The following is a 14,743-nucleotide window of genomic DNA, read 5'->3' as shown; positions in this document are numbered from 1 at the left end:
GCGGGATGCGCCGAACGCGACAGGACAATTTATCCATTGCGTTCGGCATCGGTGTCACCCCATGGCTCGTGGACAGGCTATCGAATCAAAGCGACGCGTCCGCTTGGTAGGCGGGGTAGTCGGTATAGCCGCGAGTCACGGCGCCGTTGACACCATAGAACGTCGCGCGATCACCCTCCGCCAACGGCCAGTCGTGGCGCATGCGTTCCACCAGGTCCGGGTTGGCGATGAAGGGACGACCGAAGGCGATCAGGTCCAGCTCGCCCTCGGCCAACGCGGTTTCGGCCGTGGTCCGATTGAAACCACCCGCCGCCATGAGGGTGCCGCGAAACGCTTTGCGGAACTGGCTGGCGAAGCCTTGCGGAATGGCTTCGGCGCCAATGGTCAGTTGGTCACTCAGGTGTACATAGGCCAGGTTGCGTGCGCTCAATGCGGCCGCGAGGCTGATCCAGGTTTCGGCCTCGTCCCCATAGGGCTGCATATCGAACAGGCGACCGAAAGGAGAAATCCGCACCGCAACTTTTTCCGCGCCGATCGTCGCCGCCAAGGCGTCCAGCGTGTCCAGCAGGAAGCGCTGACGGTTGGCGATTGACCCGCCGTAGCGATCATCCCGGGTATTGAGCGCGCCGTTGATGAACTGCTCGAACAGATAGCCGTTGGCGCCATGCAGTTCGATGCCATCGAACCCGGCGTCCATTGCCCGCCGTGCCGCACTGACGAAGTCGCCCGAGATGCGCTGGATCTCATCAATAGATAACGCACGCGGCGTGCTGGCCTGAACCGGCCCGGCCTTGCCGGGTTCGACCCAGGCGTAGGCATTGGAGCGTTCGGCGACGACCGCCACCGACGACACGGGGGCTGCCTGCCCTGGCTGGATGGAAACATGGGACATGCGCCCGACATGCCAGAGTTGGGCGAAGATGCGCCCGCACTTGGCATGCACCTCATCTGTCACACGACGCCAGGCCAGGGCCTGTTCGTCGCTGTACAGCCCCGGATTGAACAGGTAGCCGCAGCCTTCGCGAGAGATTGGAATGCCTTCGGAAATGATCAACCCCGCCGAAGCGCGTTGGCGGTAATACAGCACGGTGTGGTCGTCGGGGATGTCGTCCAGCGCTCTGGCGCGGGTCATGGGCGCCATCACGACGCGGTTGGTCAGCGGGGTGCCGGCCATATCAAAGGGGCTCAGTAACAGACTCATTTCAGTTCTCGATGCAGGGGGGGCAGGTAGGGTTTGAAACGCGCTCAGCTCGGCAACACCAGTCCGTCTGCCGGAGCGCCGCCGCCGACATTCGGTTGCGGCCAGACCACGTCGAGGCGGGTACGGCTGATCAGCCATTGGCCGTCCACGCGGCGGTACTCGTCTGCGTAGACACCGAGCAACAGCAGCGGGTTGACCGAGGCAGGGCGTGCGGTATCGAAATCGATCAGGTAGCAGCGGCCTTCGGCGCGGTCCTCGTCCAGCACGTCGATCCAGTGGTTGGAAACCGCATGCAGGAACGGATAAGCGCCGCGCTGGTGAATGTCATACGCGGCGAATGCCGCGGCCAACCCATCACGGATTGCCGCGCGGCCACGCCAGATGCCGCGGTCGACCTGACAGATTGCATCCTCGGTAAACAACCCGGCCATGGCATCCATGCGGTTCGTATCCAGATAATGGCAGTAGCGCAGGCGCAGATCGCGGATCGCTTCACGGGTGAGCAGACGCGTCAGTTCGGGTTCCATAAATGCCTCGGTGAGCAAGGTTTAATAAAGTGAGGCAAGTTTAATTAAGGCGTCTGGGTTTATTAATGTGCGAACATTCTCTTGAGTTGATCCCTTGAGGATGAAATCGACAGCCCTGCCGCTCGGAGAACCCATGATGGAAACCCTGCAACTCGATGGCATTCGCGAGTTCATCCTCGCGGCTCAACTGCAGAGTTTTACCGCAGCCGCTTTGCAACTGGGGGTCACCAGCTCGGCCGTCGGCAAGAGCGTTTCACGCCTGGAGAAACGCCTGGGCATCAAGCTGCTGCACCGCACCACACGCAAGTTGAGCCTGAGCAGCGAGGGCGAAATCTACCTCGCCACCTGCCTTCGGGTGATGGAGGACCTGCAGCAAACCGAGGGTTCCCTGACCACCGGACACGTGGAACCCAGAGGCCGTTTGCGCATCGACTTGCCAGCAGCATTCGGGCGCCGCCACATCGCCCCGGTGATCATCGATTTGGCGCGCAGGTACAGCCAACTCGACCTGGCCATGACCTTCGGCGAACGCACGGTCGATCTGGTCGCCGAGGGCATCGACCTGGCGGTGCGCATTGGTGAGCTCAACGACGACCCCGACCTGGTCGCCCGGCGCCTGGGGGATCAATACCTGGTCATTTGCGCCGCGCCCGACTACCTGCGCAGCCACCCACCGGTGCGGGACAAAGCCGATCTGCTGCAACACGACTGCATCATCGCCTGGCGCAAAGGCCTGCGGGCCTCGTGGCTGTTGCAAGGCCCCGACGGCCTGGAGCAGCAGGAAATCCGTGTCCGGCACGAGTTCGGCGACGGCGAAATGATGCTCAAAGCCACGCTCGAAGGACGTGGCCTATGCCAGTTGCCCACATGGCTGGTTCGCGATCACCTGGGCAGCGGTGAGTTGAAAACGGTGTTGGACGACTACGCCGGGGCGCGCATGCCGATACATGTCATCTGGCCGAAAACACGTTACATCCAACCGAAAGTCCGGAGGGTGATTGATGAGCTGTTGCGGATGAAGGAGTTGCAGGCGCCGTTGTTTGAGTCTTGGGGTGGGGGGGAGCAGAGTGGTTGAGGGGAAGGGTGGGTATGACGGCTGTTTTTTGCTGGAAGCGGTCGATTGTTGATGGCAGCAATCGGCCCAGAGTATGTAAAAACACGTCGCCAAAAATAAAGTGTGCGCGTCTACGTTAAATCTGAAATTGATCGGCACGTCAGAAGATGTGGATTTCGCGTAGAAGCGCGATTTTTAGTCCGGTTTTGAGTATCTGTCGCACTCAAAAACGTTTTTACACAGCCTCGGCCAGAAGGGGACAGTCGACCAATTAAGCCGAGACGGTTAGAGTTGCTGGCAGAAGGCCTGCTGACGGTAACTCCAGCCTAAGGATACGAGCAGCAGGTCTACAGCCATTTAAAGGACTGCTAATGAGCGTTGTGGATTCACGATACGATAGGTTGAGCCCGAGAATTGGGTTGCTCCAAGATGAAGTCGTACTTGCCCAAGCATGGAAGAAAACCCACACCTTTATAAGACGGCATAACTGGTATGCGGATGTGTTGGAGCTTGATGCTTCTGCTGTATGCCTTTCTGATAATTTAAGTCTTTGGTCAAAGTCGATCTCATCCGGGGAGTACCAGACTGCTCCTGCCTGGCTCGTGCCCGCACCGAAAAACGGCCTTTGGGGCTTTCGGGAGAACGAAGAAGGTGGCTGGGCACCTCGAAAGAGCGGAAACGGTGACGAGCCCGTACTGCGCCCGCTTGCTCACATCGGGATCAAGGAACAGACCATTGCGACCGCAGTTATGTTGTGCCTTGCGGACTGTATCGAGACGGCTCAAGGCGACACGTCGCAGGATGCGCTAGCGGCCTCGACAGCCAAAGTGTATAGCTACGGCAACCGGCTTTTTTGTTCATGGTCGAAAGACCATTCCGCTGCAACCTTCTCATGGGGTAATTCCAATACCTACAGTCGCTATTTTCAGGACTACCAACGTTTCGTGGAGAGGCCGATAGCTCTGGCTAAGCAGGCTGAAGCCGAAGGTGAAGAGAACGTTTTCATCGTGAGCTTGGACTTGAGCGCGTTTTTCGACAGCATCGACGTGGATCTACTCATAGAGCGAATGCGTGATGAATATGCGCGTTTCGTAGAGGCCACCGAAGAGGATTACCTTGACTCTGACGAAGCATTTTGGACGGCTACCAGCGCGGCTCTCAAGTTTGACTGGCGAGCTGAAGACCAACCGCTTGCGAACTTATTCCGAGACCAGTTGCTCCCATTAGGCCTTCCTCAAGGCTTGGTCGGAAGTGGTTTTTTTGCAAACGCATATCTTTTGAAATTTGATCGCGTGGTGGGCGCATTTATCGGCAGACGGCCTCAAAAGAGATCTTTCCGCATTCACGATTACTGCCGATACGTCGATGACATCCGATTGGTTGTATCAGTAGACAAGGATGAGGGAGATTTTGTCGATCCGACGCAATTAGGTAGTGAAATCAGCGACTGGGTGCAACGCCTGCTAAAGAGACATACCGCCCCAAAGGATAACCCTGATGCGTATTTGAAAATCAACGAGCGTAAAACTCAGCTTGAACCACTTATCGAAGTAGGTGGCGAATCCGGCACGGCTGTTCGAATGAAAACGTTTCAGAAGCAGCTAAGTGGCCCATTCGATGTGGAGTCACTGCGTCAGTTGGAGTCAGGTCTGAACGGCCTGCTTTCATTAGCTGAACTCAGCCTTGTTGAAGATGAATCTTCTCGACTGCTGACCCAAGGCCTTCAATTGGCTTCAGTTGCGAAGCTGAAGCTTGAAGTGCGTGACGATACGCTGACAAGGTTTTCAGCGTACAGACTCGTTCGCTCATTGAGAATGCGTCGGAGCATGACTGATCTATCAGAGTCTACCGACGGAAAAGACCCTAAGATTGATCTTATCCAAGACTATCAGGCCGTTGCCCGCCGGCTGGTGTCCGCATGGGCCGTCAACCCCTCCTTGGTTCAGGTGCTCAGATATGCACTAGACCTCTATCCGAGCACTGATCTCCTCGAACCTATAGAGCAGGCTCTGATGAGCAAAATTGATCAGGCGACGTCGACCGGTGAGTTTGGAAAACGTGTTGCTTGGTACGTACTCGCTGACCTTTTTAAAGCGGGTGCTACAGAAACTGGGAAGGAGGCAGAAAGCGACTCAACTTTGAGCGTTGCCGATGTTGGGAGCTACCGCGCTGCGCTTTCGATCTTGGCGAAGAAAATTATCGAGAGAAAAGATTCACCATGGTATGTACAACAGCAAGCCACGCTCTTGTTGGCTTCGCAGCGTCAAGCCGCGTCGTTGGAAAAAAGTGTCGAGGAATTGCGTTTCTATAGAGTGCTCAGCTCCTATGTGAGATTCCGACCTCTCAAAGATGAGGTATTGGCGCAAGAGCAACTCGTCGTTTCACTTGTAGGGCATCAGTTGCTTAACGACATACCTCACTACGAAAAATGGTTCATACGTTTTTGTGAGAATCGAGATAAGGTCGTGGTCGGCAGAGCGTGGCAGGCAATCGCAGAAACCTCTTCAGAATTGTTTATGTCTTTGCTGGAATCCCCCCGCAGTGGAATGTCTGATGCAATATCCAAAGTTCCGAGGTATCTAACCCGCTACTCAGCCGCGAGGTGGGATAAGGGCACCGATCCCCTTCCCGCACGCAAATGGCTGCCGCTGCTAACGGTGATCACTCATCCTTCCGAATTATTCGCCCAGGAAAACGCTCTTCTCGTGCTAGCCCGCGCCTTGGCGCGCAATAAGACGATTCGAACCTTTGATCCCGAAATTCTTACTCTTTTGAACGTTGAAGTGCGAAGCGACGACTGGGACAAATTAAACAATCCCAGCTTAGCGAATCTGGATGCCAGGGCGATCGAGCACATAAAAACCACGGGAGGGTACTATGACACGCCGTCTTGGTGTCGCCCTGAGGAAGCCTGGAAGTACGCCTTTGGTCGCCTACTTCGCGCTGCCGCCACGGGAGAGCCCGACTTCACGGTTCGTCATTGGCTGACGCGTGAAGATTCTAGTTGGTATTCCGGGATTCGCAGCACGTGGCATAAACGCCGGCTGGGCATGCTCCATACTGCTGAAGGTTTGCGTGGAACCACTGCTGCCATAACTCCATGGTTCTCAGAGCTTCTTCTTAATCTGCTTCGATGGCCTGGGATCGCTGAGCGAGACCAAGTTGAATCAGTGAACATTCGCACGCGTACCGACTTTTTGAAGACCATCGAAAAACGCATCGACGAGCAAGCCTTGATCTTCGGAGAGAGCAGTAATCTGCCCATTTACAGGTATCCTTTTGAGTGGCGTCTAAACGCGAAGCGTGGCTTGCGGGTGGTGATGGTCCAAGGACTGATGCCGATGCAGGCCCATTTTGATCGAGGACTAGAAGGACTTAATGACCCAGGGTACAGGGAACGGCACCGGAACCACACGGCAGCACTATTGCATTTAACGACCAAACACCTCGCTGCACGTGATTACGTTTTGGGACGCTCAGAAAAACCACATTTCGATTTGGTCGTGTTTCCTGAATTGAGCATCCATGTCGATGATCAGGACTTGATGCGCGCGTTCTCAGATGCCACGGGTGCGATGTTGTTCTATGGGCTACTTGGGGCAGCCGACCTTGGTGGGAACCCCATTAATGCGGCAAGGTGGCTAGTTCCCCAAATGAGAGCGCAAGGTCGCTCATGGGTTCAGGTAGATCAGGGGAAGTTCCACCTCACGCCGGGGGAGAAAACTCTGGGGATTAACTCATGGCGCCCTTACCAGGTGGTGATCGAACTTCACGATCCGTCGAACTCTACATCAAGTCCATACCGCTTAACTGGGTCGATATGCTTCGATGCAACTGACCTAGCCCTCGCGGCAGACCTCAGGGATGAAAGCCACATGTATGTGGTATCTGCAATGAACAAGGACGTGAAAACGTTTGACGGGATGGTCGCAGCCCTGCGTTATCACATGTATCAGCACATTCTGATCGCGAATATTGGTGAATATGGGGGCTCGACGGCTCAAGCCCCTTACGATCAAGAACACCGGCGCCTCATCTCCCATTCTCACGGTAGTGAGCAACTTGCGGTTTCAGTCTTCGATGTCCGCATGGAAGATTTTGGCCCAGAACTACAAGCAGCGGGTCCCGGGATCAAGAAACTCAAGGAGGTTACTGAAAGGATCGGCAAAACCCCACCTGCTGGTTTGAAGCGTAGGGCAACTACGTAACTGTCGATCGCGAGCAGTGCCTAGACAGACTCACAGGTCTGCTAGGTGCGCGGGTAGACCCACCCCAGTCCACCAAGAGCCATGGAAGGCTTACATCCTATCCACCGTTTCATCGCACCTACAACTTCTGAGTGGCGGAGGCGGTCAATCTACGAATATTCCCGAGCAGCCGCGTCAGACGACATTGGGTTCAATTTTGGTTTTTGCGAACGTCTATAAAGGGTTGTGGATTGCTGCCCTTGGCAACAGACAGCAATCGGCCCAGAGTGTGTAAAAACACGTCGCCAAAATTAAAGTGTGCGCGTCTACGTTAAATCTGAAATTGATCGGCACGTCGGCAGATGTGGATTTCGCGTAGAAGCGCGATTTTCAGTCCGGTTTTGAGTATCTGTCGCACTCAAAAACGTTTTTACACAGCCTCGGCCAAAAGCAGCCTTTGAGAAGGGCAGCTCACAGCAATACAGTCATCGAGTATCTACCATGCTGGGGCGACTCAGCCTGCCATTCCTTTTTTACCCGCCCACAGTGCCGCTCAGCGAACTGAAATATTCAACCGCTGGCAACAGGTACCACTTCTAGCTCACTACCAGCGGCGATGGGATTGCCCTCATCGTGACAGCAAGCCCAGATCATCATTGGAACGACAAGCAAAGCCTGGAGCCCGTACTGCATGATTATGCAGTCAAAAGCCTTTTTTAGATCTGCAGCGCTGACCAGGGCAAGCAGCACCTGAGGCTTTAGATTTCATAGGGCAGCGGTGCCAAATTCCTTTATCTTTCAAAGACCTTCAGCGATGATATCAGAATGCAATTACTGCAATGCAGGACGCCCCGCCTCTGCTCGCAGCACTGACCCCTATCATTCACGATGGAATCGAGAAATGGATATCAACACTCTAAAAGACTTGGCAAACTCTTCATTTCTTGCATGTAGCTATAGAGACTCTTATAAATACAGCTCCTCAATAATCGAAGCCGATCCCACAGCGTCAGAGGCTTGGCTTACCAAAGGCCTATCTGCTGCAGCAATGATGGTTGATGACGACACCATCAAAGTTGAAGAAGTCCTCTTCAGCTTAGATCAGGGCTTTAAGAATCACACGCCAAGCTTTGGCATTGAAAACACTCAGTCGCTTATAGAAAACTGCTACGCAGACATCATTAAAAGCCTGGAAGCTAGTCACAAAGAAAAAATCATCGATCACCATAAGGTGCCGATGCCTGCAGGCGGCTCAGCAGTGCTCCATCGTGTAGCTCAGAAAGGATTTGCACGGTTATCTGCGAAGGGTTTCATACCCAAGCGCATTGCAGCAATTAAGCTTTTGGAGAAATCGCTTTCATTGAATGAGAACGAAGCCTCCTTGAAGTCCATCATAGCTGCCGTAGACTCCTTTTACTCTCATTCATCAGAGTACATGGACTACTTAAAAGATGAGCCGGAAGCCTCATCCTACCTGTCGCAACTGAGAACCTCGCTAGTCTCAAAAGCAAATGCGGCTGGTTTTCAAGTTAACACAGCACCGCCTGCAAAATCAGGTTGCTTCATTGCAACAGCAGCAACAGGCAGCTATGACCATCCAAAGGTTCTGGTGCTGAGGTCGTTCAGGGATGAAATTCTTCAAAAGCACAAGCTCGGTCGGGCATTCATAGCCTATTACTACAGGGTCAGCCCTCCAATTGCTTCCAAGATTGAAAATAGCGAACTGAAAAAGAAGCTCGTTCTTAGAGCATTCATTACCCCTCTAACCTTCGTGGCCACCTGGATTATCAACACCACACAAACCAAAAAGCGATAAGATCAAAAACTTGATGTTGCTGGGGGCGCACCTCTCAGCAACGTCAAGCTTTGACATCAAATCAAGCAGCGACGAGTTCAATTGCCAGTCTGTCCGCGTTGTCCTCAATCGAAAAGTCATTGCACATGATGTCACGACGCATTAGCTCCCTAGGTGATGGCCATGGCTATGGCGTCCATTGGTGTACCATTTCGTCCCGGTACGCCGCTCGCTGTCGACTGCTTCTGGCCGATAGCTGCCTCTCCCAATAGAAAGAAATCGGCCCACAACTACCAGTCCGCACGATCATAAGCCCGCCATCAACCTCGTTAAGGAATGCTCATTCCTGAGGATAACCGTACGTGCATTCGTCCGAGGGCAAACGGCGCCTTCCTACCCAAGTTATCACCCCTCAAAGCACCCGCCGCCGACAATGCAAAACCGCCTCACTGATCATCCCATGCACCAACGCCGGCGAAACGCCCAAAATCCGCGCAATCTCATTCTGCTTCATCCCATGAATCCGGCACATTTCAAACGCATACCGCGTACGCTCCGGCAGATCCGACAGCGCGCCGCAAACCCTCTCCAGCACCTGCTGATCCGACACCAAGGCTTCCGGCGTTTCCGCTTGTGGGCCGGACACTTCGCTGCTGTCGTCGTCGTGGGCGATCAGGCGTTCTTCGAATTGGCGGCGGCGGTAGTGGTCGATCGACAGGTTGCGCACGATGCGGGTGAGGTAGGAGGCTTGGGAGCGGATTGGGCCGCTGGCGTCGGCTTCGCCCATTTTCAGGAAGGCTTCGTGGACGATGTCTTCGGCGTGGCTGCGGCAGCCGGTGATGCGCGCGGCGAGTGCAATCAGGCGTAGGCGCCGCTCGAAGAACACTTCCAGCAATTGGGAGCCGCTCCCCGCCGTACTGGGCTTTTGCATGGTGCACCTGGGTTGTTTTTATGAATCAGCCAGCGAGGGGTGGGAATTTATTCTTATTAAGAATTATTTGCAATCAGTCCTCCGGGCAGATCAGCCTAAATGCCATCATTCAACGCTTAAGGCGCTCACAGCCTGGTGTTGGAACTGGACTCAAACCGCCGGACATGGAGTAAGCTTGGCGAAATTTTCTGTCTACCCGCCAAGATGACCCATCCTTCCAGCCCGCAGAAATCCACTGATGAAATCGCCGCCGACTGGTGTGTGCGCCTGCATTTTGGCGAGAGCACGGCGGCCGATCGTGCCGAGTTTCGGCGTTGGCATGACGCGGATCCGTCCCATGCGGCGGAGTACGCGAACATGTGCCGGATCTGGCAGGTCAGCGAGCAACTGCCCGCCACATTCGAGGTCGAACGCTCGGAGCGCTCGCGTTGGCGCCGGCCTTTGCCGTTGCTGGCGCGCGCGGCGGTGCTGGTGGCTGCAGTGGGTGCCATTTGGGGGGCTGGGTGGTCGGCGGGCGTGCTGCCAGGCAGTGTTCGCTACTACATGGCGCAGGAAGTCCGGCGCTCGGTGCAGTTGCCGGATCACAGCCAGGTGCAACTCAATCAGCGCACGGGTCTGGTCTATCTCGGTTTTCGCGATCAGCGCCAGGTACTGCTGCGCGATGGCGAGGCGTTTTTCGATGTGCAGCGCGACTTTGATAAGCCGTTTGTGATTCGCGCCGATAACGCCGATGTCAGGGTTACCGGGACTCACTTCAACGTCTGGACCGGGCCGGAGCAAACCACGGTGACCGTCACCGAAGGTTCGGTACTGGCTTCGCGCAGTGAAGGCAGCAGCGACAATAATCAGGGGGCCGTGCTCACCGCCGGCATGCAAGCGGCGTTCAGCCCGGAGCAAATGGTCCAGCTAGCGCGCATTGATCCGTCCCGGGCCGCGGCCTGGCGCGAGGGCAAGCTGATGCTCGATGACGTCAGCGTGCGCGACGCACTGCCGCTGATCAATCGCTACCTCGACGTGCCGTTGCAGCTGGCGACCAGCGATGTCGGCGACCTGCGCTTCGGCGGCACCTATGACACCGCCGAGCTGGCGCAATTAGTCAGCGCGCTGCCGAAAATCCTCCCGGTCAACGTGCGCCACACGGATCAAGCGACGCTGCTGTTGCGCCGCTGAAACCGGTCCTGTGAATTTCTTTTCAGTGATTTGCTGAACAAATCACCCGCTCATTCGTCGATCCGGCATGCCCTTAAATCACGCCACCGGAAGCACTATGAGCGCCTATCCACTGAATCGACCCGCCCTGCGTCTGCGCACCTGCATCGCCGCCATCCTCGGCCTGACACTGCTGACCGCCGTGCCGGCAATCGCCGCCCCGGTCCAGGTCAACATCCCTTCGCAGGCACTGTCGTCGGCGCTTGCCGATCTGGCCCGGCAGGCCAATCTGCAGATCATCTACAGCCAGGACACAGTGTCTGGCATTCGCAGTCGTGACGTCGCCGGCGCGATGGAGCCGGAGGCGGCGCTGCGGCAGTTGCTGGGCGGGGCGAAGATTGTCTATCAGATCGATGGCAATCACGTGACCTTGCAGGGCAGCAGTGAGGGTTCAGTGATGGCCTTGCCGGCAACCAGCGTCGTTGGCCAGGCCTACAGCTCCGTGGACCCCAACGACGGCTATGTCGCCACCCGCGCGTCGGCGGGCACCAAGACCGACACACCGCTGGTTGAAACGCCGTATTCGGTGTCGGTGGTCACCCGCGAGCAGATTGAAGCCCAGCAGCCGAAGACCGTCGCCCAGGCGCTGCGCTATACGCCGGGGGTCAATGCCGAAATTGCCGGCCCGCAGTTCGTCACCGATCAGTTGACCATTCGGGGCTTTCAGCAGGGCACCGGGCGCATGTTGCGTGACGGTACGCGCACTTTCCTGCCCGATTTTCTCGGCTGGGACGCCCCCGAGCCTTACGGCCTGGAACGCATCGAGGTGCTGCGGGGTGCCAGTTCGGTGCTCTACGGCGCCTCCGACCCGGGCGGACAGATCAACCTGGTGACCAAGCGGCCGACGCTCGAGCCGCTGCATGAAGTGCAGTTGCAGATGGGCAACCAGAACTACCAGCAGGGCGCCTTTGACCTGGGCGATGCGCTGGACGAGGAGGGCATCTGGAGTTACCGGCTGACGGGGCTGTTCCGCGAGGGTGATGCGCAGACCGAGCACATCACCAACCGTCGTCAGTACATCGCCCCCGCCATCAGCTACCGGCCCAGCGACAACACCGAGCTGACCTTCCTCGGCGAGTACCAGAAACAGACCGGCAACTTCGCCAACCCGTTGCCGGCCCAGGGCACGGTGTTTCGCGATCCCCGTGGACGCCTGGACCGTGACACCTACGTCGGCGACACCGCCTATGACTTCATGACCAACGAAAAGACCTCGTTGGGCTACGTCTTCGAGCACCACTTCGACGAAGTCTGGACTGCGCGGCAGAACCTGCGTTACAGCGACTACCGTCAAGCCAGTTCCGAAATCGCCATCTTCGGACCGGTGGGCGACCAGTACTCACGCTACAACGATCAACGCCAGGGCGACGGGCATCTGTTCACCATGGACAACCAGATTCAGGCCAACTTCGCCACGGGCCCGCTGGAACACACGCTGTTGACCGGCGTCGACTACAACAACGGCACGTTTGATCAGGACCAAGCGCTGAACTTCATCCTCGAAAGCTTTGACGCGTTCAACCCGGTCAACGGCCAGCCACTGACGTTCGTGCCGTTCAGTGCCAGCAGCTATGAACAGAAAATGTCGCAGACCGGTGTCTACCTGCAGGACCAATTGAAGGTCGACCAGTGGGTGTTCCTCCTCGGCGGTCGTTACGATTGGGCCAGCAACCAGAAGGACGATCGCGCGCCGCAAACCCAGAAGGATGAGAAGTTCAGCGGTCGCGCCGGCATTGTCTACCTCTTCGAGAATGGCCTGGCACCCTATGCCAGCTACAGCGAATCGTTCCTGCCGGTGATGGGGGTGACCGCAAACAACTCGGAGCTGGATCCGGAAATCGGCAAGCAATACGAAGTCGGCCTCAAGTACGAGCCGCCGGGCAGCAACAGCCTCTACACCATTGCCTGGTTCGACCTCACCAAAGAGAACGCCACGGAGAGCGTCAACGGCTTCTCCCGCCAGGAAGGTGAAGTGCGTTCCCAGGGTATCGAGTTGGAGGCCAAGACTGAAATCACCGAGGGTTTCAACCTGATCGGCAGCTACACCTGGAACGATGTCGAAGTCACCCAATCGGACGTCGGCAACAAGGGCAATACGCCGTTCCGGGTACCCGAGCACATGGCGTCGCTGTGGGGCGACTACATCGTCCAGAGTGGCGCATTGGCCGGCTTGCGCCTGGGGGCGGGGACCCGTTACGTGGGCAGCACCTTCGGTGATTCGGCCAACAGTTTCAAAGTCGACAGCTACACCGTGGTCGACGCACTGGTCGGCTACCAGTTGGGTAAGCTCGATGCCTCACTGGACGGCATGGAAGTTTCGTTGAATGCCACTAACCTGTTCGACGAAGAGTATGTGGCCGGTTGCTTCAGCAATGTTGGCTGCCAATACGGACAGCAGCGCACGGTCTACGGTACCGTGAGTTACAACTGGTAAGCCGAGTACGAACATGACCGCCCGAGCCTTGCGCACCTGGTATCTGGTCCATAAATGGACCAGCCTGATTGCCACCGTCTTTTTGTTGTTGCTGTGCCTGACGGGGTTACCGCTGATCTTTCAGGAAGAGATCGAGCATTACTTCGAACCGCACCCGCCGTTGCCTGCGCTGACGGCGCAAACGCCGAAAATCGACTACGACCAGGTGATCGCCGGTGCCTTGGCCGCGCGGCCGGGTGAGGTCGTGCGCTTTGTCGGTTTCGATCCGCACGACCCGATTGGAGTGGTGATCACGGCCACGAGCCTGGTGCCGCCGCCGATTGACGGGCACTTTCAGTCGTTCGATATGCGCACCGGCGAGCTGTTCCCGGCGGAGCCGCCCGACAAGGGTTTCATGAACCTGATGTTGCGCCTGCATACCGATCTGTTCCTCGGTCTGCCGGGCTATCTGTTTCTCGGCTTCATGGGCCTGCTGCTGGTGGCGTCGCTGGTGTCCGGGGTGGTGGTGTACACGCCGTTCATGCGCAAGCTGGACTTCGCCACTGTGCGCAGCGGACGCAGTCAACGACTGAAATGGCTGGACCTGCACAACGTGCTCGGCATCGTCACCCTGGCCTGGGTATCGGTGGTGGGCATCACCGGCGTGATCAATACCCTGTCGCTGCCCATCCAGGGTATGTGGCAGAGCGGCCAGTTGGCGGAGATGACCGCGCCCTACAAGGACGCACCGCCGCTGCAAAGCCTCGGCTCGTTGCATAAGACGCTGGAAACCGCTCGCAAGGCGGCGCCGGACATGGAGCCGAGTTTCGTCGCCTTTCCCGGGACCCAATTCAGCAGCCAGCACCACTACGCGGTGTTCATGCGCGGTACCACGCCACTCACGGCGCGCCTGCTCAAGCCGGCCCTGGTGGACGCCCGGACCAGTGAGTTGACGGACATGCGCGAGATGCCCCTGTACGTGAAAACCCTGCTGATCTCCCAACCCCTGCACTTTGGCGACTACGGCGGCCTGCCGTTGAAAATCATCTGGGCCCTGCTCGACCTGGTGACCATTGTCGTCCTCGGCAGCGGCCTGTACCTCTGGCTCGGGCGGCGCAAGGTGCCGCTGGAAAAACGCCTTGCCGAACTGAACGCCAGCGGACTGTCAACGGAGGGCAGGGCATGAGGCGCGGGCTCTGGATGATCTTTCGCTGGCCGTTGGCGCTGGCGCTGCTGAGCCTGTTCGGTCTGCTGTCGGCGCTGATTGGCGATGAGGTCTATGACCTGCTGTCGTGGCTGACCCTGGGGGTGCCACTGCTGCTGGTCGGGGTGGTGTGGATTCGCCTGCGCCGGGTAACCCGGTTGAGAGACCGAATGCAACGGCCTGATCAGCGCCGATTGGCAACTACCACCGCACCCAACCGAG

9 protein-coding genes and 1 pseudogene are annotated in these 14,743 nt (G+C 57.2%); 7 read left to right on the top strand and 3 right to left on the bottom strand.

Annotation, left to right across the window (positions count from 1 at the left end; genetic code table 11):
- Positions 1-85 precede the first annotated feature (85 nt).
- Positions 86-1,201, bottom strand: coding sequence for an alkene reductase (locus NR126_RS27240; protein WP_256832395.1), 1,116 nt, complete (start codon positions 1,199-1,201; stop codon positions 86-88).
- Positions 1,202-1,245: 44 nt separating this feature from the next.
- Positions 1,246-1,728, bottom strand: a complete 483-nt coding sequence (locus NR126_RS27235) for a nuclear transport factor 2 family protein (RefSeq protein WP_256832394.1) — start codon at positions 1,726-1,728, stop codon at positions 1,246-1,248.
- A gap of 133 nt (positions 1,729-1,861) precedes the next feature.
- On the opposite strand from NR126_RS27235, the gene NR126_RS27230 reads away from it, so the two are divergent.
- The 3 genes from NR126_RS27230 to NR126_RS27220 all read left to right on the top strand — a co-directional run bounded on the left by NR126_RS27230 (position 1,862) and on the right by NR126_RS27220 (position 8,785).
- On the top strand, positions 1,862-2,803 hold the full coding sequence (locus NR126_RS27230; protein ID WP_256832393.1) for a LysR family transcriptional regulator: 942 nt from the start codon (positions 1,862-1,864) through the stop codon (positions 2,801-2,803).
- Between the two features lie 350 nt (positions 2,804-3,153).
- Complete coding sequence (locus NR126_RS27225; RefSeq protein ID WP_256832392.1) at positions 3,154-6,990, top strand: RNA-directed DNA polymerase; 3,837 nt, start codon at positions 3,154-3,156, stop codon at positions 6,988-6,990.
- Positions 6,991-7,870: 880 nt separating this feature from the next.
- Complete coding sequence (locus NR126_RS27220; protein WP_256832391.1) at positions 7,871-8,785, top strand: CFI-box-CTERM domain-containing protein; 915 nt, start codon at positions 7,871-7,873, stop codon at positions 8,783-8,785.
- A 391-nt stretch (positions 8,786-9,176) separates the two neighbouring features.
- Here NR126_RS27220 and NR126_RS27215 read toward each other — a convergent pair whose 3' ends face one another.
- The gene (locus tag NR126_RS27215; RefSeq protein WP_105755639.1) at positions 9,177-9,695 is read right to left on the bottom strand and encodes an RNA polymerase factor sigma-70; all 519 of its coding nucleotides are present in this window, start codon (positions 9,693-9,695) and stop codon (positions 9,177-9,179) included.
- Between the two features lie 204 nt (positions 9,696-9,899).
- On the opposite strand from NR126_RS27215, the gene NR126_RS27210 reads away from it, so the two are divergent.
- The 4 genes and pseudogenes from NR126_RS27210 to NR126_RS27195 all read left to right on the top strand — a co-directional run.
- Positions 9,900-10,865: a FecR domain-containing protein gene (locus tag NR126_RS27210; RefSeq protein WP_256832390.1), complete on the top strand. Its 966-nt coding sequence runs from the start codon at positions 9,900-9,902 to the stop codon at positions 10,863-10,865.
- A gap of 97 nt (positions 10,866-10,962) precedes the next feature.
- Positions 10,963-13,338, top strand: coding sequence for a TonB-dependent siderophore receptor (locus tag NR126_RS27205; RefSeq protein ID WP_256832389.1), 2,376 nt, complete (start codon positions 10,963-10,965; stop codon positions 13,336-13,338).
- A 13-nt stretch (positions 13,339-13,351) separates the two neighbouring features.
- On the top strand, positions 13,352-14,503 hold the full coding sequence (locus NR126_RS27200; protein WP_027620439.1) for a PepSY domain-containing protein: 1,152 nt from the start codon (positions 13,352-13,354) through the stop codon (positions 14,501-14,503).
- Positions 14,500-14,679 (top strand): annotated as a pseudogene (locus NR126_RS27195) (hypothetical protein); the annotation flags it as partial. The gene NR126_RS27200 and the pseudogene NR126_RS27195, both read left to right, overlap by 4 nt.
- Between the last annotated feature and the right edge of the window lie 64 nt (positions 14,680-14,743).

Origin of the sequence: Pseudomonas sp. Pse1 (assembly GCF_024519635.1) — a bacterium.
In the GTDB taxonomy this organism is placed as follows: domain Bacteria; phylum Pseudomonadota; class Gammaproteobacteria; order Pseudomonadales; family Pseudomonadaceae; genus Aquipseudomonas.
This window is presented reverse-complemented; position numbering and strand designations above follow the sequence as displayed.